At 66.8% G+C, this 23055-nt stretch carries 20 protein-coding genes; 1 reads left to right on the forward strand and 19 read right to left on the reverse strand.

Annotated elements, in window-relative coordinates; translation table 11 throughout:
* Positions 1 to 15: 15 nt before the first annotated feature.
* From ppsA to dprA, 19 genes are all read right to left on the reverse strand, one after another.
* The gene (ppsA, locus tag QME71_07025; protein MDI6858045.1) at positions 16 to 2292 is read right to left on the reverse strand and encodes a phosphoenolpyruvate synthase; all 2277 of its coding nucleotides are present in this window, start codon (positions 2290 to 2292) and stop codon (positions 16 to 18) included.
* Between the two features lie 166 nt (positions 2293 to 2458).
* Positions 2459 to 4300, reverse strand: a complete 1842-nt coding sequence (glmS, locus tag QME71_07030) for a glutamine--fructose-6-phosphate transaminase (isomerizing) (protein MDI6858046.1) — start codon at positions 4298 to 4300, stop codon at positions 2459 to 2461.
* 73 nt (positions 4301 to 4373) lie between these two features.
* Positions 4374 to 5726 (reverse strand): DUF512 domain-containing protein, encoded by a 1353-nt coding sequence (locus QME71_07035; protein MDI6858047.1) that lies wholly within the window; start codon positions 5724 to 5726, stop codon positions 4374 to 4376.
* Positions 5698 to 6576, reverse strand: a complete 879-nt coding sequence (gene ispH, locus QME71_07040; GenBank protein ID MDI6858048.1) for a 4-hydroxy-3-methylbut-2-enyl diphosphate reductase — start codon at positions 6574 to 6576, stop codon at positions 5698 to 5700. The genes QME71_07035 and ispH overlap by 29 nt, the downstream gene beginning before the upstream one ends.
* A gap of 7 nt (positions 6577 to 6583) precedes the next feature.
* Positions 6584 to 7273 carry a lysophospholipid acyltransferase family protein gene (locus QME71_07045; protein ID MDI6858049.1) on the reverse strand — a complete coding sequence of 230 codons (690 nt, stop codon included), beginning with the start codon at positions 7271 to 7273 and terminating at the stop codon, positions 6584 to 6586.
* Positions 7274 to 7281: 8 nt separating this feature from the next.
* Complete coding sequence (gene cmk, locus QME71_07050; GenBank protein MDI6858050.1) at positions 7282 to 7980, reverse strand: (d)CMP kinase; 699 nt, start codon at positions 7978 to 7980, stop codon at positions 7282 to 7284.
* A 54-nt stretch (positions 7981 to 8034) separates the two neighbouring features.
* A complete protein-coding gene (locus QME71_07055) occupies positions 8035 to 10038 on the reverse strand; it encodes a lamin tail domain-containing protein (protein MDI6858051.1) in 2004 nt (667 codons plus the stop codon).
* A 132-nt stretch (positions 10039 to 10170) separates the two neighbouring features.
* Positions 10171 to 11163 (reverse strand): nicotinate phosphoribosyltransferase, encoded by a 993-nt coding sequence (locus QME71_07060; protein MDI6858052.1) that lies wholly within the window; start codon positions 11161 to 11163, stop codon positions 10171 to 10173.
* A gap of 29 nt (positions 11164 to 11192) precedes the next feature.
* Positions 11193 to 11723, reverse strand: coding sequence for an isochorismatase family cysteine hydrolase (locus tag QME71_07065; GenBank protein ID MDI6858053.1), 531 nt, complete (start codon positions 11721 to 11723; stop codon positions 11193 to 11195).
* Between the two features lie 72 nt (positions 11724 to 11795).
* Positions 11796 to 12110, reverse strand: a complete 315-nt coding sequence (locus QME71_07070) for a hypothetical protein (GenBank protein ID MDI6858054.1) — start codon at positions 12108 to 12110, stop codon at positions 11796 to 11798.
* A gap of 157 nt (positions 12111 to 12267) precedes the next feature.
* A complete protein-coding gene (locus QME71_07075) occupies positions 12268 to 12921 on the reverse strand; it encodes a PHP domain-containing protein (GenBank protein ID MDI6858055.1) in 654 nt (217 codons plus the stop codon).
* Between the two features lie 114 nt (positions 12922 to 13035).
* Positions 13036 to 13284, reverse strand: coding sequence for an exodeoxyribonuclease VII small subunit (gene xseB / locus QME71_07080; GenBank protein ID MDI6858056.1), 249 nt, complete (start codon positions 13282 to 13284; stop codon positions 13036 to 13038).
* The gene (xseA, locus tag QME71_07085; protein MDI6858057.1) at positions 13265 to 14554 is read right to left on the reverse strand and encodes an exodeoxyribonuclease VII large subunit; all 1290 of its coding nucleotides are present in this window, start codon (positions 14552 to 14554) and stop codon (positions 13265 to 13267) included. Before xseA ends, xseB begins: the two co-directional genes overlap by 20 nt.
* A complete protein-coding gene (efp, locus tag QME71_07090) occupies positions 14551 to 15114 on the reverse strand; it encodes an elongation factor P (protein MDI6858058.1) in 564 nt (187 codons plus the stop codon). The genes xseA and efp overlap by 4 nt, the downstream gene beginning before the upstream one ends.
* Positions 15115 to 15131: 17 nt before the next feature.
* Positions 15132 to 16211, reverse strand: coding sequence for a Xaa-Pro peptidase family protein (locus tag QME71_07095; protein ID MDI6858059.1), 1080 nt, complete (start codon positions 16209 to 16211; stop codon positions 15132 to 15134).
* Positions 16208 to 16663 carry a type II 3-dehydroquinate dehydratase gene (gene aroQ, locus QME71_07100; GenBank protein ID MDI6858060.1) on the reverse strand — a complete coding sequence of 152 codons (456 nt, stop codon included), beginning with the start codon at positions 16661 to 16663 and terminating at the stop codon, positions 16208 to 16210. Before aroQ ends, QME71_07095 begins: the two co-directional genes overlap by 4 nt.
* Positions 16644 to 17636 carry a tyrosine recombinase XerC gene (locus tag QME71_07105; protein ID MDI6858061.1) on the reverse strand — a complete coding sequence of 331 codons (993 nt, stop codon included), beginning with the start codon at positions 17634 to 17636 and terminating at the stop codon, positions 16644 to 16646. Before QME71_07105 ends, aroQ begins: the two co-directional genes overlap by 20 nt.
* Positions 17637 to 17664: 28 nt before the next feature.
* On the reverse strand, positions 17665 to 19923 hold the full coding sequence (topA, locus tag QME71_07110) for a type I DNA topoisomerase (protein ID MDI6858062.1): 2259 nt from the start codon (positions 19921 to 19923) through the stop codon (positions 17665 to 17667).
* Between the two features lie 87 nt (positions 19924 to 20010).
* Complete coding sequence (gene dprA / locus QME71_07115; GenBank protein ID MDI6858063.1) at positions 20011 to 21108, reverse strand: DNA-processing protein DprA; 1098 nt, start codon at positions 21106 to 21108, stop codon at positions 20011 to 20013.
* A 331-nt stretch (positions 21109 to 21439) separates the two neighbouring features.
* Between dprA and QME71_07120 the strand changes: the two genes are divergently transcribed.
* Positions 21440 to 23050: an alpha/beta hydrolase gene (locus QME71_07120; protein MDI6858064.1), complete on the forward strand. Its 1611-nt coding sequence runs from the start codon at positions 21440 to 21442 to the stop codon at positions 23048 to 23050.
* Positions 23051 to 23055 lie beyond the last annotated feature (5 nt).

Below are 23055 nucleotides of genomic sequence, written 5' to 3' on the forward strand. Positions count from 1 at the left end.
GACCTTTCGATGCGCCTACGGTTTCGTTCCCAGGCGCGACTCCGCGTCGGCGATGATCCTGCGCGTCTTGTCGATGACGTCGGGGTTGACCGATACGGACGTAATGCCCCACTCGACCAGCTTCTCCGTCAGCTCCGGGTAGTCCGACGGCGCCTGGCCGCAGATGGACGATGTTATACCGCGCTTCCGCGCCGTTGTCACGAGCTGCTCGAGCGACCGCATCACTGCGGGGTTGCGCTCGTCGAACTCCTTCGCCAGCACCTCGTTGTCGCGGTCGATGCCGAGCACGAGCTGAGTGAGGTCGTTGGAGCCGATGGAGATGCCGTCGATTCCGACGTCGATGAACTCGTTGAGAAGGATGACGTTGGAAGGCACCTCCGCCATCATCCACAGCTTGAAGTCGTCCGACTGTTTGAGCCCCTCCTGTTCCATCACCTTCTTAACGCCTGCCATCTCTTCCGGCGTGCGGACGAAGGGGATCATCACCCACAGGTTCTTGTGCTGCTTGCGCACGCGCTTGATGGCCTCAAGCTCCAGGCGGAAGACATCGATGTCGCGGATGTAGCGGGAAGCGCCGCGATAGCCGAGCATGGGGTTCTCTTCCGGCATCTCGTACTTCTCGCCGCCCTTGAGATTAGCGTACTCATTTGTCTTGAAGTCGGTCGTGCGGTAGACGACGGGCCGCGGGTCGAAGGCGGCGGCGAACTTGGTGAGCCCCTCCGCGAGTTTAGCGGTGAACTCCTCGCCGCGCCCCTGCTCGAGGGCGTAGCGCGGGTGCTCGCCGATGTCGGCGATGATGAACTCGGCGCGGAGGAGACCGACGCCGTCGACGTTTCGGGCGGCGACGCGGTCGGCGAGCTCGGGCTGCGCCAGGTTGACGTAGACCTTCGTCTTCGTTGCGGCGGCGGCGGCAGTGGCCCGCAGGCGCTCTCGCTCGTAGGCGGCGAGGGTCGCTTCCGCCCGGCCGTCATAGACGAGGCCGCGGGCGCCGTCGACCGTTATCGTTTGGCCGTCGCGCAGCTTTCCCGTCGCTTCGCCGGTGCCGACGACGCAGGGGATGCCCAGCTCGCGGCTGACGATGGCGGCGTGAGCGGTGCGTCCGCCGCGGTCGGTGACGATGGCGACGGCGCGCTTCATGGCCGGCACGAAGTCGGGCGTCGTCATCTCCGCCACAAGGATGTCGCCCGCCAGCACCTTGCCGATCTCCGATGGGTCAAGCGTAATCTTCACGACGCCCGCCGCGACGCCGGGGCTGGCAGGCGAGCCCTTGAGGATGACGGGGGCAGTTTCCTCGACTGCTTCCGCTTCTTCCTCCGACACCTCAACGAGGGTGGTAACGGGCCGCGTCTGGACAATGTACAGCTCGTGGTTCTCGCTTGCCCACTCGATGTCCTGGGGGAATGCATAGTGGTCCTCGATGCGCTTGCCGATCTCGGCCAGACGCACGATCTCCTCGTCGCTCAGCTTCTGGCCGTCGCGCACCGCGTCGGGAACGGGCTGCCAGGAGATGTCGGCGTAGCCCTTCCCCTTGCCCGTTTCCGTGCGGAAGAGCTGCCGGTCCTGTATCTGGATGTTCTTCTCCAGAATGGAGAGGTTGGCCTTGTCGACGATGTACATATCGGGGCTGACCTCTCCCGAGACCAGCGCCTCACCGAGGCCGGCTATGGCTTCGACGGTTATCTTCGAGCGATCGCTGGTTACGGGCTCGACAGTGAACATGACGCCGGAGCGTTCGGCCTGGACCATCTTCTGGACGGGGACGGCGATCTTGACTTTCATGTGCTCAAAGCCGTTTTCCACGCGGTAGAAGATGGCGCGCGCCTCGAAGAGAGACGCCCAGCACTCTTTGACGGCCAGCACCACCCTGTCCTCGCCGAGCACGTTGAGGAAGGTGCTCTGCTGGCCGGCGAAGGAAGCCTCCGGCAGATCCTCCGCGGTGGCGGAGCTGCGCACGGCAACGGGCGGCGCGCCCATCTCGCGATAGTACTGTCTTACCTGCTGGGCGATGTCGTCCGGCATCGGCGTGTCGACGATCATCTGCTTGATCTTTTTCGACGCCGCCTGGAGGGCATCGCTGTCGTGAACGTCAAGCGCGGAAAGGATCTCGGTTATCCTGGGGGCAAGGCCGGACTGCTCGATGAAGCGGGAGTAGGCTTCGGCGGTCACGATGAATCCCGGCGGAACGGGAATACCGGCGCGCAGCATCTCTCCCAGGTTTGCGCCCTTCCCGCCGACGAGGGCGATATCGCCCCGGCCTACCTCTTCGAACTTGACCACGTCCCGATTGTTCATGTGAGTTCTGCCTCCGTGAGTCTACTGGCCCCGGCCAATCACTGCCGCATCATGCACAGATGGCTTCGGCGCACACTGTCATTATATCGTGTTCAGCAGATTCTACCGTACAGCTGCCTACAAGAGAACAGGAGACATTATCGATTCCTCTCGACGTCGCGGGTCTCTATTCCACTGTGACCGTTTTGGCGAGGTTGCGGGGCTGGTCGACGTCGCAGCCGCGGCGCACGGCGATGTGATAGGCCAGGAGCTGCAGGGGAACGACCGTCAGCAGGGGCATCAGCAGGGGCGTCGTTTCGGGGACGAAGATGGCGTGATCGGCCATGCCGGCCAGCTCCTCGTCTCCTTCGTTGCCGAGGGCGATGACGACCCCGTCGCGGGCGCGCACCTGCTGCAGGTTCGATATCATCTTGTCGCGCAGCCCGTCGCGGACGGCGATGAGGATGACCGGCATGTCCTGATCGATGAGGGCGATGGGCCCGTGCTTCATCTCGCCGGCGGGGTAGCCCTCGGCGTGGATGTAGCTTACCTCCTTAAGCTTGAGCGCCCCTTCCATCGCGACCGGATACTGAATGCCGCGGCCGAGGTAGAGGAAATTCTGGCAGCGGAAGAGACTGTGGGCCAGCTCCTCGTATTCGTCCGACCTGCCGACGACGGAGCCGATTAGCTGGGGGATGCGCGCCAGCGGCGACAGCAGCTCCTCTAGTCGGCCCTTGCTGAGGCGTCTGCGCTTCTGCCCCAGGTAGCAGGCGAGCAGGTACAGCGCGGCGATGGAGCCCAGCAGCGTCTTCGTGCTCGCGACGCCGATCTCGAGCCCGCAGCGAATGTACACCACGCCGTCAGCGATGCGAGTCGCCTGGCTGCCCGGGGTGTTGCAAACGGTAATCTGCAGCGCCCCCCGCTTCTTAGCTTCCGCCATCGCCTCCAGGGTGTCGACCGTCTCGCCGGACTGAGCGACGGATATGACGAGGGTCTCGGGCCCGATTATCGGGTTGCGATAGCGGAACTCGGAGGCGTTATCGACCTCGGCGGCGATCCCCGCTATCTGCTCGATGTAATGCTTGCCGACCATCGCCGCGTGCAGGCTCGTCCCCATCGCGATGAGGACGACGCGCTGAATCCGGCGCAGCGCTTCGCCAGGGGGCATGTCTTCTAGCTGCAGGCTCAGCGGCTCGAACTGAACTCGGCCGCGTATCGTGTCGAGGACCGCCTGCGGCTGCTCCATTATCTCCTTGAGCATGAAGTGCTTGTAGCCGCCCTTGGCCGCCGCCATTGGGTCAAAGGGGACGGTCTGCGGGGGATGGTTCTGCTCGGCGCCGTCGCGGTCGCGGAAGCTGGCGCCGTTGCACGTCACCTCCGCCACTTCGCCGTCGCAGAGGAAGACAACGCGCCGCGTATGCTCCAGGAGGGCCGGCAGGTCGCTGGCGAGGAACATCTCGCCCTCGCCATAGCCGATGACGACCCCGCCCGCGTTGCCCACCCTGGCCGCCACGATCCTATCGGGCTGGCTTCTTGAGACGGCGAGGATGGCGTGCGCCCCCTCCAGACGGGGAAGGGCGCGGCGCACCGCTTCGACCAGCGGCAGGCCGCTGTTCAGGTTCGCTTCGATAAGGTGGGGGATGACTTCGGTATCCGTCTCGGAGCGGAAGGCGTGGCCGGCTGCCAGCAGCTCGCTTCGAAGGGTGAGGTAGTTCTCGACGATGCCGTTGTGTATGACGACGACGTCGCCGCTGCAATCGAGATGGGGATGCGCGTTGGCGTCGCTGGGCTTGCCGTGGGTGGCCCAGCGGGTGTGGCCGATGCCCACGCAGCCCTCAGGGAAGACGCCCTCCAGGCAGGAGGCGAGAGTGCGGAGCTTGCCGGTGGACTTAACGACGCAAGGGTCGCCGTTGCCGCCGAGGACGGCGATGCCGGCGCTATCGTAGCCGCGGTACTCCAGGCACTGGAGCCCCTTGAGCAAGATCGGCGCAGCCTCCCGCCGACCTACGTATCCGACGATGCCGCACACAGAAGAGGGCCTCCCTTCTCCTTCCGGCCGGGGACGGCGGTCGACCTTTTCGGCCGCTTCCCCGCCACCAGTTTCATTCTAAAGGAGAGGTCAAGCAGCGGGCCAGTTCTGTCGCATTATCAACGAAGACGACGGGAGCGTCCAGCGCGTCGCGCAGGTCATCGGGCGTGCCGCCGTCGAGAAAGCGCTCGCCCGCATGGTCGAGCGAAGCGCGCGGCAGGAAGACGGCGTCGGCGCAGGGCGCGTCGCGCAGACCGCGGATGAAATCGGAAGCGGTGAGCAGGCCGGACACGGTGACCCTCGGCCCCCAGAACTCGCTTTCGACAGGACGGACCCGCATGTCGACGCCGGTCGCGGTGGCAAGCCCGGCGGCGATCTTCTGGATTACCGGCGCGATGAGCGTGCCGCAGGCGAGGAGCGCGGAGCGGGCGTTCGGTTCCAACGGAGCGCGCCGTAGCTTGCGGCGCAGGCGGCGCCAGTCGTCGATGAGGGCGCGGGTCATGCCGATGCCGTTGTGGTACTGAGGGAAGCCGTCGTAGCGGGAGGCGGCAGGGAAGGGGCGCCGCGCCAGCAGGTAGAGCTCGTCGGCGGCGTAGACCAGGTCCGCTCCCAGGCGCCGCCGGAATTCGCGCTGACGGCGCCGCACCTGCGCGAGGAGCGCGGCGGCGTAGGGCGGCGTGCAAGGCGCGATCACGGGCGTTTCGCCGCTCGCAACGCGCGGCTGTTGATGCCGCGTCATTCCCACGGGCACGACGCCTATCGACTGCACGTGGGGGTAGAGCGCCGACAGGTCTGATATCGTGCGCTCGAGATGCTTGCCGTCGTTGACGCCGGGGCAGACGACGACCTGAGCGTTGACCCGTATGTCGAGGGCGGCGAGGCGCCGCAACTGCCCCATCACGTTCGGAGCGCGGGGGTTGCCGAGCATGCGCTGTCGCAGCTTGGGGTCGGTGGCGTGCACGGAGACGTTCAGCGGGCTCAGCCGCTGCTCCGCCAGGCGCCGCCAGTCGCTCTCCGTCAGGTTGGTAAGGGTGACGAAGTTGCCGTGATAGAAGCTGAGACGGTAGTCGTCGTCCTTCAAGTAGAGGGACGGGCGCATGCCTTCGGGGAGACCTTTGAGAAAGCAGAAGAAGCAGTCGTTGTTGCAGGTGCGGACGGCATCGAAGACGGGTTGCGCGAATTCGATGCCCAGCTCCTCGCCGCGGTCGCGCGTCGCCGCGATGTTGACTCGACGTCCGTCGCGGCGGAGCGTGAGGCGGAACGCGTCCTCGGCCGCGTAGAGCTGGAAGTCGATAACGTCTCGCAGGGGCCGGCCGTCGATTTCCAGGACTACGTCGCCGGGCTGGAGTCCGGCCCGCGCCGCCAGGCCGCCGCGCACGGCGCTGATCAGGCCGCCCTTAGGCCTTCCGGCTGTCGTTTCGCTCATCTGCCAGCTCGCGAAGGCGGGCCTCTACCGCGTCTACCGTTTCGTCCGGGGTGGAAGCGCCGGCGGTAATGCCGACGCTGCGCTTGCCCGCGAGCCACCGCGGGTCCACCTCCGACGCCCACTCGATGTGGTGCGTCTCCACGCCTTCCTCCCGCGACACGTCGGCCAGGTGACGGGTGTTCGCGCTCTCCCTTCCGCCGACGACGATCATAAGGTCGACCCGCCGGGCCAGCTCTCGCGCCGCCGCCTGCTGGTTCGTGGTCGCGTGACAGAGGGTGTTGATGACGCGCAGCTCGCGGATGTGGCTGAGGCGGTTACTCATCAGGTGGCCGACGAACGAGGCGAAGCGCTCCTTAGTCTCCGTGGTCTGCGAGAGGACGGCGACGCGGGCGGGGAGACGTTCGATGACGGCGTCGAGCGCTTCTGTGTTGGGCAGGGCCATTCCCTTGCCGCCCGCCCAGCCGGCGACGGCGCGCACTTCGCGGTGGTCGGGGTCGCCGAAGATGAGCACGGTGAAGCCGTCGCGCGACAGGCGCTTCGCCCACTGCTGCGACCGGGCGACGATGGGGCACGTTGTGTCGACCACCTGCACGCCGAGCCGTCGGATCTCTTCCAGCACCTGCGGCGCCACGCCATGCGAGGTGATGGCTATGGGACGGCTGTCGGCCTCTGCCGGCGCGCCGATTACTTCGACGCCCAGGCGGGCCAGGCGCTCCACTACCTGCTGATTGTGCACTACCGAGCCGAGGCTGGTCATGCGGCCGAGGCGCGCCGCCGCCTGCTCCATCGTCTCGACGGCGCGGCGCACGCCGAAACAGAAACCCATGTCAGCGGCGCGAATTATCTCCATCGGGGGTTCACCCCACCTCTTCGGTCCGCGTCTGTTGCGGCGGGACATCGGCTTCGTCCGCGTACGGCCCCAGGTAGGCCGGCGGCAGCAGAGCGGCTATGCGGCGCATGATCTGGTCGGTGCAGCGGTTGACCTCGTCGGACGAGATTCGCGTCACGTTCGGCAGGAAGAAGGGGTCGCCGAAAGCGAGGAATACCTTCGGACGCCGCAGGCGCAGAAGTGAGAAGATCACGCCGGGGAAGCGGATGTTCTCCGTGCCGCTGATGCCGACGGGGACGATGGGAGCGCCGCTGCGGAGGGCGATGAGCGCCGTGCCCGGGTGCCCCGTTTGCAGCTGTCGCTGTCGCGAGCGCGTGCCTTCAGGGAACATGACAAGGGCCTTCCCGTCGTGCAGCACCTCTGTAGCTTTGCGGAGGGCGCCGAGGTCGGCTTCGAAGCGCCGGACGGGGAGGGCGCCGCTCAGACGGATGAGGAGCCCGAGGATCGGCCAGCCCATCGCTTCCTGCTTTGCCATGAAGACGACACGGCGACCGACGCTCGTTCCCAGCACAGGAGGGTCGGCGTTGCTCAGGTGGTTGGAGGCGATGATGACGGGCCCGTGGCGCGGGACCTTGTCGATGCCCGTGACGTGGAGGTCGACGAGGAGCAGCACCACCGCCTTCACCACTAGGCGGCCCGGCCAGTAGAGGATGGGCACCAGCCATCTCATGGCAGTAGCGAAATCACGCGCTCGACCACCTGCTCGAGCGTGAGCCCGTCGGAATCGATAATGACGGCGTCGCGGGCCGGCCGCAGGGGCGACGCCTCGCGGTTGCTGTCGATGGCGTCGCGACGGGTGAGATCGGCCAGAACGGTTTCGAAGGATGTCTCTTCGCCCCGGAGCGCCATCTGCTCCTGCCGTCTCCGCGCCCGTTCTTCGCGGGACGCGTTCAGATAGACCTTCAGTCCGGCGTCCGGCAGGACGACCGTGCCGATGTCGCGTCCAGCCATAACCACGCCGCCGCCGGCCGCAGCCGCGCGCTGGATATCGACCATCGCCCTGCGCACCGCCGGCACTCTGGAGACCTGCGATACCGCGCTTTCGACCCGAGCGGAAGTCAGATGGGGCGTGGCGTCTTCTCCGTCCACAAGGATGCGCGCGTGCTCGTTGACGCCTGTGACAGTCAGGCGCACGCTGGATGCCGCTTGCTGAAGCCGTTCTGCGTCGTCGGGGTTGATGCCGCGTTCGAGTATGAACCAGGTGAAGGCGCGGTACATGGAGCCGGTATCGAGGAAGCGGTAGCCGAGGCGGCGCGCCACTTCCGCTCCCACGGCGGTCTTGCCGGCGGCCACCGGCCCATCGATGGCGATTGTCGGTGGGCGTGGGCGAAGGGCCGCCCCTTTTTGGTTCTGCTTCGTCTCCATGACTAATTCATTATTGCAGCGCGGATGCAGAGGGGCAAGGAACAGATGGGACGACTAGTTCGCGTGGCGACGCGCCTGGAGCCAGAGGAAGGCGGCGGCGCCCCAGCCGGCGCCAAGAGCGAGCAGGCCGCTGCCGAGGGCGACGGGGAGCCAGGGGAAGCCGCTGCCCGTCGATGCTGGCGGAACCTCGAGGTCGGCCGGTGAAGCGAGCGAGGAGGCGACCGACATGCCGGCTACGGACGATGACGGCGCTTCGGCGTCAATGGCGGCGCCCGGCGACGGACTCGGATTGTCGACGAAGTCGTTCGCGCTGTCGCTGTCCGCGCCCGCGGGTGAGCGCTCGATGCTGTGCCCGATCGCCACCGCCGGGACGGGAGTCGAGAATACGGATGCGTCTCCGCCGTACGAGAGACTATCCACGATGCGTCCTCCGCCGTCCCGGAGCGCGAGCCTGTCACCGCTGTCGGCGAGTCCGTTGCCGATGCGGCCGTCGGCGACGAGCAGCAGCGCCCCCGCAAAACCCGGATGGGCCTTGCGAAAGGCCGTCTCATCGGCGGCCACTACGGCAAACGAACGGCCCGGCAAAGTCAGCGAAGGGAGGGCGTCGGTGGCGTGGTTGTCGGCCACCGTCCAGCCCTCCATCTCAACCTGCGCATCGGCCGCGTTGTACAGCTCGAACCACTCGCAGCCGCCTTCGGCCGGCGCGTACATGACTTCGTTGATTTTCACTTGGTAGGGCGACTTCTCCGCAGACGGCAGCGGGAAGCCGTTGACAACCGGCGTGCGGCGGGCCGGCGTCCATGTCGGAGCGGAGAGGGTCTCGTGTGTCTCCCCGTCCGGTGCCGTATCCGTCGGGACAGTGGCCGACGGCAGCGGCGGGGCGAATGGAGCCGTCTCGCGCAGGGCCATGTCGTCGAGGTAGATGCGGGCCCCGGCTGCCGAGACGGGGTCGAGCATGATCCGGAAGCGGGCGGAGCGCGTCCCCGGCGGCGGCGAAAGGGGCTCCGTCTTGATGTGGCGGAACGTGGGATCGCAGCAAGCCAGCCGCTCGACGGAGTCGGCGGCGCTGATGGCGCTGCCGCTGCCGTCGCTGCTGGCGTACCAGGACACCCGGAGGTAGACCCGTTCGACGGCGGGGTCATCGAGCAGGACGTGGCCCTCGAAGACGTATGCTTTGTCCTCGCGCACCAGGACCGTCTGGTAGACCCATTTCGTCGATTCCGTATCGCTGAAGAAGACGGCGGAGAAGCTGCCGCTGCGGCGCTTCTCGCCAGTCTGGGCGAGGATGCCGCCGTACTTCTGCCAGGCCAGCAGCGCGTCCCCTGCGGTCTCCTCGAAGCCCGCATTCAACAGATAGCCTTCGGGTATGGTCGGCGGCGCAGGCGTAGGACTGGGCGTGCCGGTCGGGGTGGGGATGAGCGTGGCTGAGGCGACAGCGGTAACGGTTGCGGACGGCGCAGCGGTGTGCGCAGGCGTCGCGGTTGCCGGAGACGCGGTGTCCGTGGGCGCCGCGGTCGGCGTCGAGGGAGGGGGCGCGTTGCCGTCCAGGCGGACGTCATCGACATAGACCTGCGCTCCGCTTCTGTACGAAAGGAGGTAGACGGAGACCGCGGCAGAGACCGCGTTCGGCGCTGTTTGCACCGGGCCCGTCGACAGGTGCCGGAAATACGGCCCGTTTTGCGAAAGCTCGCAGTGGTCGTGTTCGATCTCGTTGCCGTCTTCGTCTCTCCACGCGACGTGCAGATAGACGGCCTCCGCGCGGGCGTCGTTCTTGAGCACGTGGGCCGAAAGCGTGTACGTCCCGCCCGGCTCTATCGGCACTGTCGTATGCCGGAGCATCGTGCTGCCGGCAACTTGCGCCGTAAGAAGGGCCGAGCAGCCGCCCTCGACGGCGATGCCCTGACCGCAGACGATCTCGAGTCCTCCGGACGCGGCCCATGCGCGCGTGCCTTCCTCGAAACCTCCGTTCTCCAGGAGTTGCGATGCGCTGATCGGTGTCAGCAAGCGCACGGCGGCCAGCGCAGCAGCGAGAAGCAGCACGTACAGGAGAGTCCGCACGGTCGAGCTCCGTGAGAGCAGAAGGGGGCCTTGCAGGAGAGTCCTGCCGGCCTTCTTCCGCGCCGGGTTGCCTTTGGGAGCGGTGGTTGCCCCCGCCTGTATTGCAGGGTGAGAAGGCGCCTTGTGGGCCCGTCAGATGAGCCTGATCAAGCGCGGGTTGGGGGTGATCCCCGGGATGCGCCCGCGCTTGGCGATGGGCTTGCCTTCCACCTCTTTCAAGTCGGCAGTGAAATCGATAGGCGGCGCGCTGGTGATGTAGCTTCCCACGCCGAAGCCGTCGACGCGCGCGCCTATTTCGCGCATCTCGCGCATTCGCTGGGGCGTCACGCCGCCGCTAACGAATATCTCAACGTGTCCGTAGCCGCCCTGGTCCAGCCGCGCCCTGACCTCCTTGACCAGTTCAGCAGTCACGCCGCCGCGTTCTCCCGGCGTGTCGAGGCGGACGCCGCGGATGCGCTCTCCCATGACCGACGCCACCCGTACCGCCTCCTCAGCCTCGTCATGGAACGTGTCGACGAGGACGGTGCGGGGCACCTCGGGTGGCAGGAACTTATCGAAGGCGAGCGCCGCGTCGACCGTATCACCGAAGCAGATGATGAGCGCGTGGGGCATCGTCCCCGCTGGCTCGATGCCGGCTAGCCGCGCGCCGAGCACCGAGGAGCATGAGAGGCAGCCCCCGACGACGGCCGCGTAGTCCATCACGGCCGCAACGTCGGGGTGGACGTGACGGGCGCCGAAGCTGATGACCGGGACCCCCTGCGCCGCCTCGACGCACTCGCGGGCCGCCGTCGCCCAGCCGCTCTCCTGCGCCAGATAGCCCACGATGGCCGTCTCGTAGATGCCGTAAGACTGGTAGGGAGCGGTTATCCGGAGGACCACTTCCTTGCGAACGAAGCTCTGGCCTTCGGGCAGGCCCCAGACTTCGGAGCCTTCGGGGAGCGCTGTGCGGAGAAGCGACACCACCTCTCGCATGCCGCAGAGCAGGCCGTCGCGCGCGGGGAAGACCTCCATCGTGGCGCGAGGATTCAGCCCCGCCTTCTCCAGCACCTCGCGTGTGCGGAGAAAGTAGACGTCCGCTGTGTCACCGGCAACGACCGCGGGCGATATGGGGAACTCTTCGTCCAACCTGCTTCCCTGCGTTGAGCCTGCGGCGGCTATCCTTCCGGCTTGTTGCTGACCTCGGCCCCCAGCACCCTTTCGATGTGCTTCAGTGCGAACCGGTGGGCCTCTTCATCGAAGGTGGCCACGCAGTCCGCCGGCACTTCCACCACGTAATCGCGGTTGCGGGCATCGGCGGTGGTGTGAAGCACGCAGATATCGGTGCACACGCCGCATATCACCACCTTCTCCGGCGCGAGCTCGCGGAGGCGGTCCGCCAGCGCCGTACCGTAGAAAGCGCTGTAACGGGTCTTGGGCAAAATCTCGTCCGGCAGGTCCGCCAGCTCGGGGATGACCTCGGTCTCCACGGTCCCCTTGATGCAGTGAGGCGGGAACATCTGGAACTCGCGGTCGTCCGGCTCGTGGTTGTCGGCCATGAAGATGATGCGCGAACCCTTGCGTTTCTCTTCTTCCAGGCGCCGGCGCACGTTCGGGATGACCTTCCGCGCCTCGTCTCCGAGGTAGAGCGGGTAGCCGGGCTCCATGAAGCCGCGGATCATGTCGGCCACTACGACGACGTTCGCCATCGTTCAATACCTCGACAGAATGAATCTACCTATCGTTTTATTGTAGATCATCCGCGCCTGCCCGGAGCGACGCTACTGCGAGCGCCGGCGCCGCAGCCTTACCCGACGGAAGACGACCGTCTGGCTCTCGATCTGCGCTTCCGGCTCCATCTCCTCCATCTCCTCATCGTCCCGCGGAACGATTTCGAGCGGCCGCTTGCCCGGGCGCCGGAGGATGGGCAGCAGGGAACGAGGGCGGAAGAAACGTCCGATGAGCTTTCGGATGAGTATCTCCGCTACGGTGCCGGCAGCGAGCACGGCCGCCCCCTGGACTATCGCGGGAACGGGCGGCTGCCAGGCCACCGGCTGGTAGTCGCGGCGGACGGCCGGAAGCCTGCGGTCCGACAAGGGGGCGCCACACCTGCGGCAGAAATCGTCCGCAGGATCGTAAGGGGTGCCGCAGTCGGGGCAGAGAAGCACTTCCCCGGTGTAAGAAGAGTCTTCGTTCATTGCAGTGCCGAATTATATCAGCGTGGGCGCCGGCTTACAATTGGCCCAGCGAATATTACCTCGCGCGCGACCGGCGCCGGAGCTTGGCCCAGGTGCTGGCGAGATGGACAAGCGGGCTGCTGAGGCCGCCGACGATCCTCCCCGCCCGCAGCGCGTTCGGGAACTCCTGCGGGGTATCGAACGCGGGCATCTCCACGTAAGCGTGCCCGACCTCCGCGAGCGAGTGGGCGTCGCTGCCGGCGCTCATCGCCAGGCCGCGCTCCTCAGCAAGGGCGCGCGCTTTCTCGTTGTCGCTCTTGAAGGTGACGCGGGCGTTGAACGCCTCGATGATGTCGACCTGCGGCAGGATGCGCTCGCGGGCGGCGGCGCGCAGCGGTTCGCGGCGCAGGCGGTCGAATGGGTGCGGTATGCACACGAGGCCGCCCTGCTCCTTGATCCGCCGCACCGTCTCTTCCGGCGAGAGTCCCCGTGGTATCTCCTCGCTGAGGAAGAAGCCGATGATCTCGCCCTCGGTTGTTTTCACCTCCTCGGCGACGATGACTTTGAAGGGCGCCATCTCCCGCGCGGCAAGGGCGCCGTCGATCGTATTGTGGTCGGTGATCGCGACGCAATCGATACCGCGGGCAACGCACTGCTGAATGAGCCGCGCGACTGAGATGAGGCTGTCGGGCGAGCGATCGGTGTGAAGGTGGAGGTCGGCTTTGAGCATGTCTTTGTTGCGCTGACTATCCCCGATTCCGTCGGCTGAAGCCCGCGGCGCCAGTCTCACCGTCATGCCCCGGCCTTCAGGCTGGGTAGCGTTCCTGTTGGAGGATTCCGGGAGCTAGAGAGGCTCTTGCTCGTCAAGCTCATCCGGCTCCGGGACGGCGTAGGCGGCGAAAGACTCTTTTAGCTGCCTGACGCGAAGCTCGGCGGAATCGAGCATCTCCTGGCAGCGCTGGGCGAGGCGCATCCCCTCCTCGTAGAGCGCCAGCGACTTCTCGAGGGGCAGGCCGCCCTGTTCCAGCTTTGCCACTGTTTCCTCGAGGAGGCCGAAAAGCTCTTCGAAGCTCTCAGTCTTCTTTTCGCTCATCTTCTTCGCCTTCGTCCGCCCCGAAAAGGGACGGCTGCAGAGTCGCCGCGGCTGCCGTCCTCTTCTTGCGGCCGCCCGCGCCTTCGACGCGCACGGGGAACGACCCGTCGCTAACGCGGACGCCGAGTCGCTCGCCGCTCTTCACGGCCCTCGCGCTGCTCACGATGTCGCCGTTTCTCTGGACGAGCGCGTAGCCCCGGTCGAGCGTGGCCTGCGGATGCAGCGAGCGGAGCTGGGCGCAAAAGCCGTTGAGCTTATTCTGCTGGCCGCTCAGGGTAAGCTCCACCACGCTCGTTGCCCCGCGCAGAAGATCGTCTACCCGCTGGCGCTCGCGGTCAACCGACGGCCCGCAGCGCTCCATGCGGTGCACCGCCGCCCGGACGTCCTCGCGGCCTTCGCGGACGAGCGCCTGCACCCCCGCAGTGAGCGAGGCAGCCTGGACGGCGAGGCGGACCAGCACCTGCCGCTTGTCCGGCGCGACCATCTCGGCCGCAGCCGACGGCGTGGGCGCGCGCAGGTCGGCGACGTAGTCGGCTATCGTGAAGTCCGTCTCGTGGCCGACGGCGGAGACGACGGGCAGGCGGCTGGCGTAGATCGCGCGCGCTACCGCCTCCTCGTTGAAGGCCCACAGCTCCTCCAGCGAGCCGCCGCCGCGGGCGACGATTATGACGTCGAGCGCGGGCTCCTGGTTCAGCCGCGAGATGGCGGCGACGATGCCGGGGACGGCCTCGAGCCCCTGGACGGCGGTGGGGGCGAGGACGACCTCGGCGAGGGGCCAGCGCCGCGACAGCACGGAGCAGATGTCGTGAAAGACGGCGCCCGCCGGCGAGGTGACGACGCCGATGGACTTCGGGAAGGGCGGCAGCGGACGCTTGCGCGTCTCATCGAACAGCCCTTCCTCCTGGAGACGCGCCTTCAGCCGCTCGAACTCCATCGCCAGGACGCCGATCCCTTCCGGCTGTATGAAGTCGACATAAAACTGCAAGTCGCCGCGCGCCTCGTAAAGCGAGATACGGCCGTGCGCGACCACCTGCGCCCCGTTCTCCATCAGCGACGCAAGCTCGGCGTGGAGCGATGCGGCGCGGAAGAAGACGCAGCGGAGCTGGGCGTTGGCGTCCTTGAGGGTGAAGTAGAGGTGGCCGGCGCTGGAGCGCGAGAGGTTGGAGACCTCGCCGCTTATCCAGAGGTCGGCGAGGTGGACGTCGCTGTCGAGCAGCTCGCGAAGGTAGGTGGCGACGTTGCTGACGCTATGGACGTGCATGGAGGTCATGTAGAGACGCGCTCAAGGTATTCGCCGCTCCGCGTATCGATCTTAAGAGTGTCGCCGGTATTGATGAAGAGCGGCACCTGCACCATCAGCCCCGTTTCGAGGCGGGCGGGCTTCGTGCCGCCCTGCGCCGTGTCGCCGCGCACCCAGGGGTCGGTCTCCGTGACCTGTAGCTCGACGGCGGCGGGCAGCTCGACGCCGATCGCTTCGTCGCCGTAGGTGAGGATGTCGCAGGTGGCGTTCTCGCGCAGGTAGTTGAGGGCGTCGCCGAGGCGGTCGCTGTTGATGACGATCTGGTCGTACGTCTCCGTGTTCATGAAGTGATGGAGGTCACCCTCGGCGTAGAGGTACTGCGCCGACTGCCTGTCGACGCGGGCGCGGGTGAAGCGCTCGCCGGCCTGCACCGTGCGCTCGATTGTGTGGCCGCCGCGCACGTCGCGCAGCTTGAGGCGGACCTGGGCGGTGCCGCGTCCCATCTTTATGTGCTGGTAGTCGAGCACCTGGTAGAGTACGCCGTCGATTTCGAGTGTAATGCCTTTCTTCAGATCACCTGTCTCAATCATCTCCTATGCCCTGTCTGCTAGAGTTTGGGGGCGCGCGTTAGCACGCGGAGGCGGCCGTTCTCCATCACCGCCACGTCCTCGATGCGGACGCCGCCCCAGCCCGATATGTATATCCCCGGCTCGATCGTCATGACCATGCCGTCGGCCAGCACGTCCGTCGAGCCGCGGCCCAGGCGCGGCGCCTCGTGCACTTCCAGCCCGACGCCGTGTCCGAGGCCGTGCCCGAAGTTCTCGCCGTACCCCGCTTCTTCGATGACGCGGTGGGCCAGCATGTGCGCCTGCTCTCCGGTCATGCCCGCCTCGATAAGCTCCTCGGCGGCAAGCTGCGCCGCCAGTACTATATCATATATGATACGAAAGCGCTCGCTCCCCTCGCTGGGACAGAACGTGCGCGTCATGTCGGAGCAGTAGCCGTCGACGCGCGCCCCCAGGTCGACGATGATGGGCTCGCTTTGGGGGAGCGCCTGGTCGCGAGGGAAGGCGTGCGGGAGGGCGCTCCACTCGCCGCCGGCGACGATCGTATCGAAGGAGACCGCTTCGCCGCCGTGCTCGCGGATGTACTTCTCGATCTCCCACGCCGCCTGTCGCTCCGTCCATCCCGGCTGCGCGGTCGCCAGCAGGTGGGCATAGGCTCCATCGCCGAGGTCGACGGCGGCCTGTATCGCCTCGATCTCCTGCGGCTCCTTGACGGCGCGCAGTCCCTCGACGAGCCCCTGCGCGGGAACGAGGCCGGGCCGGTCGGGCTCCGGCAGCTCCCGGACGACTTCGGAGAACTGCCTGTAGTTCGCGTAGCTCAGGTGGTCGGCCTCAAAGCCGATCTTCCTGCCTCCGAGTCCGACGAGAAGCGCCGGTAGCCAGCTTTCGACGGCGGTGCTGGTGATGGGGACGAGCTGGAAGCCGGGGGCTTGCTTGCCGGCCTGCTCGAAGTAACGGAAGTCGGTGGCGATGAGCGCGGCGCTTTCCGTGATGAGAAGATGGCCCGCCGAGCCCGTGAAGCCGGAGAGGTAGCGCCGGTTCTGAGGATGGGAGACGAGAAGACCGTCGAGCTCCTGCTCGTGGAGCCTCTCGCGCAGCTTTGTGAGGCGGTCTGCGGTCATGATCCGGCTCCGCCCTGCTCCTCGCGGATGAGTTCGGTGAGGGCACGCAGGGCGGCGACGTATCCCCGCCAGCCGAGCCCTGCGATGAGCCCGCGGGCGACCTCGCCGGTGACGGTGCGGCGCCGGAAAGGCTCGCGGCCGTGGATGTTCGAGATGTGCACCTCGATGACGGGCAGCCCGCAAGCGGCGAGGGCGTCGCGCAGGGAGAGGCTGTAGTGAGTGAAAGCGCCGGGGTTGATGATGATGCCGTCGGCGTCGGGCGCCTGCGACTGGATGAAATCGATGATCTCGCCTTCGTGATTCGACTGAAAGAACGACGTCTCGACGCCCAGGACCTGCGCCTCCTTGCGCACCAGCACCTCGATGTCGCTCAGGGTGAGTGTGCCGTAGATCTCCGGCTCGCGCGTACCAAGCAGGTTCAGGTTGGGGCCGTTAATCAGAAGTATCCTCATCTGCCGGCCTGTCCTCCTCTTCTCGGCTTCTTGTCTTCTTCCGCTCCTGAAGCAGCCGCTCGTAGCTCTGGGCCATGGCGTCCCATGCCTGGTCGTAGACCTGGCGCTGTCGCGCCTCGGTTACGTGCAAGTATATCTGAGTTGTGTTGGCGCTTGCATGCCCCATCAGCTCCTGGACGACGCGAAGGTCGGCGCCGCCGTCGAGCATGTGGGTGGCGAACGTATGGCGTATCAGGTGCGGGTGTGCCCGCTTGCCGAGGCCGCAGGCGAGCGCCGCCTTGCGGACGATGATCTGCACGGCGCGCGCCGATAAGCGGTCACCCTTCCGGTTCAGGAACAGCGCTTCTTCGGCGCCCTTCGCCAGAAGCGGCCGGCCCTGTCGCAGATAGCGGTGGAGCGCGCGCGCCGCCGGCCTGCCGATGAGGACAATGCGCTCCTTGTTCCCCTTGCCGCGGACGCGCAGCATGCCTCCCTCTTCGCCCGTTCTCACATCGGACGTATTGAGGCCGACGACCTCGCTGACGCGGGTGCCGGCGGCGTACAGCAGCTCCAGCAGCGCCCGGTTGCGCAGCCCCTGCGGGCTGTCGGCGTCCGGCGCCGTCACGAGGGCCGTGATCTCCTCTTCGTCGAGGAACCGCGGCAGGCGGCGCGGTCGCTTCGGGCCGCGGACGGCGGCGCAGGGGTTCGCGCGGACGACTCCCCGCTGGAGCAGGTAACGGTAGAACGACTTGATGGTGCTCACCTTGCGGGCCACGCTTGCGGGGGCGAATCCGCCTTCAGCGAGGGACGCCAGGTAGGAGCGGACAGTGTGCCGGTCGGCCGTCAGGAGGTCGAGTCCCTCGCCGGCCAGGAACGAGAAGTAGGCGCGGAGGTCGGTTGCGTAGTTGCGGAGGGTGTAGGGCGAGCGGTTCCGCTCCGACCGCAGCACCTGCACGTACTCCTGTAGCAGAGACTCGTCCCTGTCCTGCGTCACGCTCACTCCTTGCTGGATATTCCTCCGATCAGGCGGGGACCTCGACAAGGCGGCTGGGAAGCGGTCCCTTCCAGGAGCACTTCAGGCATCGCGCCTTGCCGCCAGCCTGCGCCGTCAGCGGGCCGGCGCACTGAGGACACTTCTCCGGCAGAGGGCGCGACCAGCTTGTGAAACGGCACGTGGGGTAGTTCGAGCAGCCGTAGAACGTCCTGCCGCGGCGCGTGCGCTTGGCGACAATGTCGCCGCCGCAGTCGGGGCAGGCGACGCCCACCTTCGCCAGCAGCCGGCGCGTCCCCTTGCACTGCGGGTAGTTGGAGCAGGCGAGAAACCGCCCGTAGCGCCCGCGGCGGATGACCATGGGGCTGCCGCAGAGGTTGCAGAACTCGTTGGGAGCTTCCTGCGCCTCTTCTTCCTCTTTCTCCAGCGGGCGGGTGTAGCGGCACTCCGGAAAGCCGCTGCACGCGAGGAAGCGCCCGAACCGCCCCCAGCGCGCGACCAGGGGACGGCCGCACTCCGGGCACGTTTCGCCGGTCTCTTCCTGCAGGGGCGGCGCCTCTGCCGCTTTCGCCAGCGCCGACTGCAGCGGCTCGAAGAAGTCGCGCACGACCGGTTGCCACTCACGCTGCCCGCCGGCGATCTCGTCGAGCTCCTCCTCCATCTCGGCGGTGAAGCCGACCTCGATGATGTCGGAGAAGTAGCTTGTGAGGAGGTCGTTGACCACAAAGCCCAGCTCTTTCGGCTTGAGATAGCGTCCTTCCCTTTCGACATAGCCGCGCTGCTGAATGGTCGAAAGGATGGGCGCGTAGGTGCTGGGCCGCCCGATGCCGTTCTCCTCCATCGCCTTGACGAGAGTGGCCTCGGTGTAGCGAGGGGGCGGTTCGGTGAAGTGCCGCTCCGGCAGCAGGTCGAGGAGGCGGAGGACGTCGCCTTTCGTGAGCTCGGGCAGCGAGCGCTTGCCGTCGTCGTCGGCTTCGTCGCTGTACTCCTGATAGACCTGCCGGTAACCGGGGAAGCGGAGGGTGGTCTCGGAGGCGCGCAGGAGCAAAGGCTCGCCTTCTTGCGGCGCGGCCTCGATTTCCGCCGACGTCACGTCGTAAACCGCGTCCTTCATCTGGCTGGCAAGCATCCGCCGCCAGATGAGGCTGTAGAGCCGGTGCTGGTCGCGCTTGAGGACACTCCGCAGCGACTCGGGGTCGCGGCGCAGCGAGGTGGGCCGGATGGCCTCGTGCGCCTCCTGCGCGCCTTTTGCTTTCTTGCGGTAAACGCGCGCGGTCGGCGGCAGCGCCTCGGGCCCGAACCTCTCGGCGACGTAGGCGCGTGCCTCGTGTAGCGCCGACTCCGCGACGTGCGTCGAATCGGTGCGCATATACGTGATGAGGCCGACCTGTCCCTGGCCGGGCAGAGGCAGACCTTCGTAGAGCTGCTGCGCCAGCGCCATCGTGTGACGGGCGGAGAAGCCGAGGCGTCGCGATGCCTCCTGCTGAAGCGTGCTGGTTATGAAGGGAGGCTGGGGGCGCCGCCGCTGCTCTTTGTGATTGACGGCGCCGACGCTGTAGCGGGCGGACCGCAACGTATGCAGCAGCGCGTCTGCCTGCTCACGGGAGCCGATCTCCAGCTTCTTGCGCTTCCCGGCAGCGCCGACGAAGCGGGCGACAAACGTCTCGTCGGGCGCCGTCTCCTTCGCGAGCGTGGCGTCGATCGTCCAGTATTCTTGCGGACGGAAGCGCTCGATCTCCCGCTCGCGCTCGACGACCATGCGCAGCGCCACCGACTGCACCCGTCCCGCCGAGAGGCCGCGGCGCACCTTCTTCCAAAGCAGGGGGCTTATCTGGTAGCCGACGAGCCGGTCGAGGATGCGGCGGGCCTGCTGGGCGTCGACGAGCTTCTGATTGATGTCGCGCGGGTGGCGGAAGGCGTTCTGCACCGCCTCTTTCGTTATCTCGTGGAAGACGACGCGCCGGTGCGGCACCTTACCGAGGCCGGTCGCCTCCACGATGTGCCAGGCGATGGCCTCGCCCTCGCGGTCGGGGTCGGTGGCGAGAAAGACGGTGGCTGCCGTGGCCGCGGCCTGCTTGAGTTCGCGCACGACCGCCTGCTTCTCGCGCGGGACGACGTAGCTGGGCTGAAAGCCCGTATCGATATCAACGCCGAGGCGCGATTTCGGGAGGTCGCGTACATGCCCGACCGACGCCTGGATTCTGTAGTCAGAGCCGAGGAGGGCGGCGAGGGTGCGCGCCTTGGCCGGCGACTCAACTATTACGAGGTTCTTCTCTTTCTTCTTCGCCATAACGCTCTCTATGTAAAGCTTATCATACCCGTTATGACAGGGCGGGCACCGGCCCGCCCACATTATCGGTCGGGACGGGGAGAGGCATCAGCGGACGCGGACGTAGCTCATCCGGCCCACCTGTCGCACCATCCCCTTCAGCTCGAGCATCGCGAGCGTGCTGCTGACGACGGCGATGGGCAGCCCAGACTCGCGCCGCACCTCGTCGATATGGCGCGGCTGCGACGATAGACGCCGCAGGAGACGCGCCTCCGTCTCGTCGGCAGGGATGAGCTCCTTCATCTCCATCTGCTGCGGCACCATCGTCAGGTTCAGCTCCTCGAGCACGTCCTCGACGCGGCCGACGAGCTTCGCTTCGCCCTCCTGGATCAGCTTGTTGTTCCCGCGGTAGGTCGGCGCGTAGATGCTGCCGGGCACGGCGAATACCTCGCGGTTCTGCTCCAGCGCCAGGCGGGCGGTAATCATCGCGCCGCTGTTCACGTCACCCTCTACCATCAATACGCCGAGGCTGATGCCGCTCATAATGCGGTTGCGACGGGGAAAGTAGTCGGCGCGCGGCTGCGTCCCCAGAGGATAATCGGAGACGAGGGCGCCGCGCTCAAGCACCTCCTGCGCCAGCTTGGCGTGCTCCGGCGGGTAGACGATGTCGAGGCCGCAGGCCATGACGGCGATGGTGCGGCCGCCGGCGGCGAGGGCGGCGCGATGGGCGATGGCGTCGATGCCGCGCGCGAGTCCGCTCACCACCGTGACGCGGCTTCCCGCGAGCTCGGTCGCGAACTGCTCCGCGACCTGCCGTCCGTAGGGGGTCGCGCGCCGCGTGCCGACGATGGCGACGGCCCACTCGTCGGCCGGTTGGAGCTCGCCGCGCACGTAGAGCACGGGCGGGAGGTCGTATATCTCTTTGAGCTTTGCGGGGTAGGCGTCGTCGTTCCAGGTGAGGGCGCGGACCCGTTGGCGAGTGAGCTGCTCCATCTCCTCGTCGGGCGATATCTCGCCGCGGTGAGAGAGGATGGCCGTAATTGCCTGCTGGTCGAGGCCGGCGGCGCGGAGCTCGCCCGCGGACGCCGTCCAGGCGTTCTCAAGCTTGCCGAAGTGCTTTTCGAGCAGGAGGTAACGGGCGCGTCCGATGCGGGGGACGCGTCCGAGTGCGACCCAGTACTTGAGATCGGCGTCGTCGCTCGCCATCGGCGGGCATTCTAGCACAGAGGTTTCGCGCGGGACAACGAGATGCGACGGACGATCCGAGGCGAGTCGGGCCTGGCTGGGCCGCTTGACAAGAACGTGAGCGAAAGTATAATGGCGGCACTGGTGGTCTTTCCCTGATATCCCCGCCGCAGCATAAGAGGGTGCGGGACGTGAAGGGTGTTCGCTGCGCCTCCCGGCCGCGGCCGTCGGTCTGCTATTTGTGCCCCGGCGGTCGCCTTCGACGCAACCCGGAGCGGGCGCCGCTGTTTGCGATCCGCCCGGCTGTTGAGCGTGGCATAACTGCACCCCGCGTTAGGAAAAGGAGTAAGTCATGGGACTCTTGGCAGGCAGGCTGAAAGCGCTCGCGCTGGCCGTCATAATCGGCGTCTTTGCGTTGTTGGGGACCGCGTTGGCCTCCACGGCGCCGCAACCCGCGAACGCGGACGCGGAGTTCGTTCCCATCGTCTTCGTCCACGGCTTTGTGGGCTCGGGGGCGCAGTACCAGTCACAGGCGATGCGCTTCGCCAGCAACGGCTACCCCGCCGATCACATCAGCGCCTTCGACTACAATTCACTGGACTCGTCTCCGGAGGTCATGAGGCCGCTTCTGGACGCCTATATCGATAGTGTGCGCACGAAATTCGACGCCGACTGCGTGCACATCGCGGCGCACTCGCTGGGCACGACGGTGATGCTGGACTACTTGAACAGCGCGCCCGAACGGGCGGCGCGGGTGTGCAAATACGTGAACCTGGATGGCCGGACCGCCGACGCGCTGCCGGGAGGCGTGCCCACGCTGGCGATCTGGGGAATGGGAGACCCTACGCGTCAAATAGTGGGAGCGACTAACGTCTACCTGCCCAACCAGACGCATACGGAGGCCGTGACCTCACCCGAATCGTTCGCAGCGCAATATGAGTTTCTCACCGGCCACTCGCCCACGACGTTGGATATACTGCCTGAGGCAAACGTTGAGCTGGCCGGGCGGGCGGTAAACTTCCCTCTCAACAGCGGATGGGATGGGGCCACCCTGGAAATCTGGGAGGTAGACGGCACGACCGGCGCGCGCATCGGCGGCAGCCCGCAGGCCACGTACGTGCTGGGGGCCGATGGAGCGTTCGGCCCGTTCGCGGCCGATGGCTCGAAGTACTACGAGATGGTCCTGAGGCGCGAGTACGCCATGGACCACCATTTCTATTTCCAGCGGTTCATCCGCAGCAACTACCTCATCCGCCTGCTCTCGCTGCCGCCTGATTCGCCCATCTCGGCGCAGGAGGAGCCCGGCCCGAATCATGCGACGATTGCCATTCTCAGGTACAAGGAATGGTGGGGCGACGATCCGGGCGGAGAAAACGACATCCTCGAAATCAACGGGACAAACGTCATCAACGCGGCGACATGCCCGATCTCGCACCGTCCCATCGTGATCCACGCCTTCGACAATAATTCCGACGGCGTGACCGACCTCAGCGCGCCGGACGAGTTCTTCTTTGCGCTGCCGTTCCAGACCGGCGTGGATATCGTCATGCCCGCGACTACGCCGCCCAACGGGACGATCTGTCTGGCGAATGCGCCGCGGGGCGACGAGGGCCACATGCAGGTGGTGAACGTGCCCAACTGGGAGTCCTCGCACGACCGGATATCAGTCGAATTCACCGACTACGTGCGCGAGGGCGATCCTCCCTGCGCTCCGCCGCCGACGCCCACCGCTACGCCGACACCGAAACCCACGGCAACGCCCGGCCCGACGCCTACGCCCCACGCGACGCCATCAGGTGTTGGCGGAACGGTCAGGCTCCCACCGGCCGGCCTCGTTGCGGACTTTGCCACGTCGAGCCAAGGTTCTGGCCCGACAGCGGGGACATGGGCGGCGCTGGCTGTGGGGTTGAGTGCCGCGTTCGCGGTGATTGGGATCGGCGCGTTGCACTTCGGGCGGCGGTGACTAAG

The organism is Dehalococcoidia bacterium, assembly GCA_030018455.1.
Lineage (GTDB): Bacteria > Chloroflexota > Dehalococcoidia > DSTF01 > JALHUB01 > JASEFU01.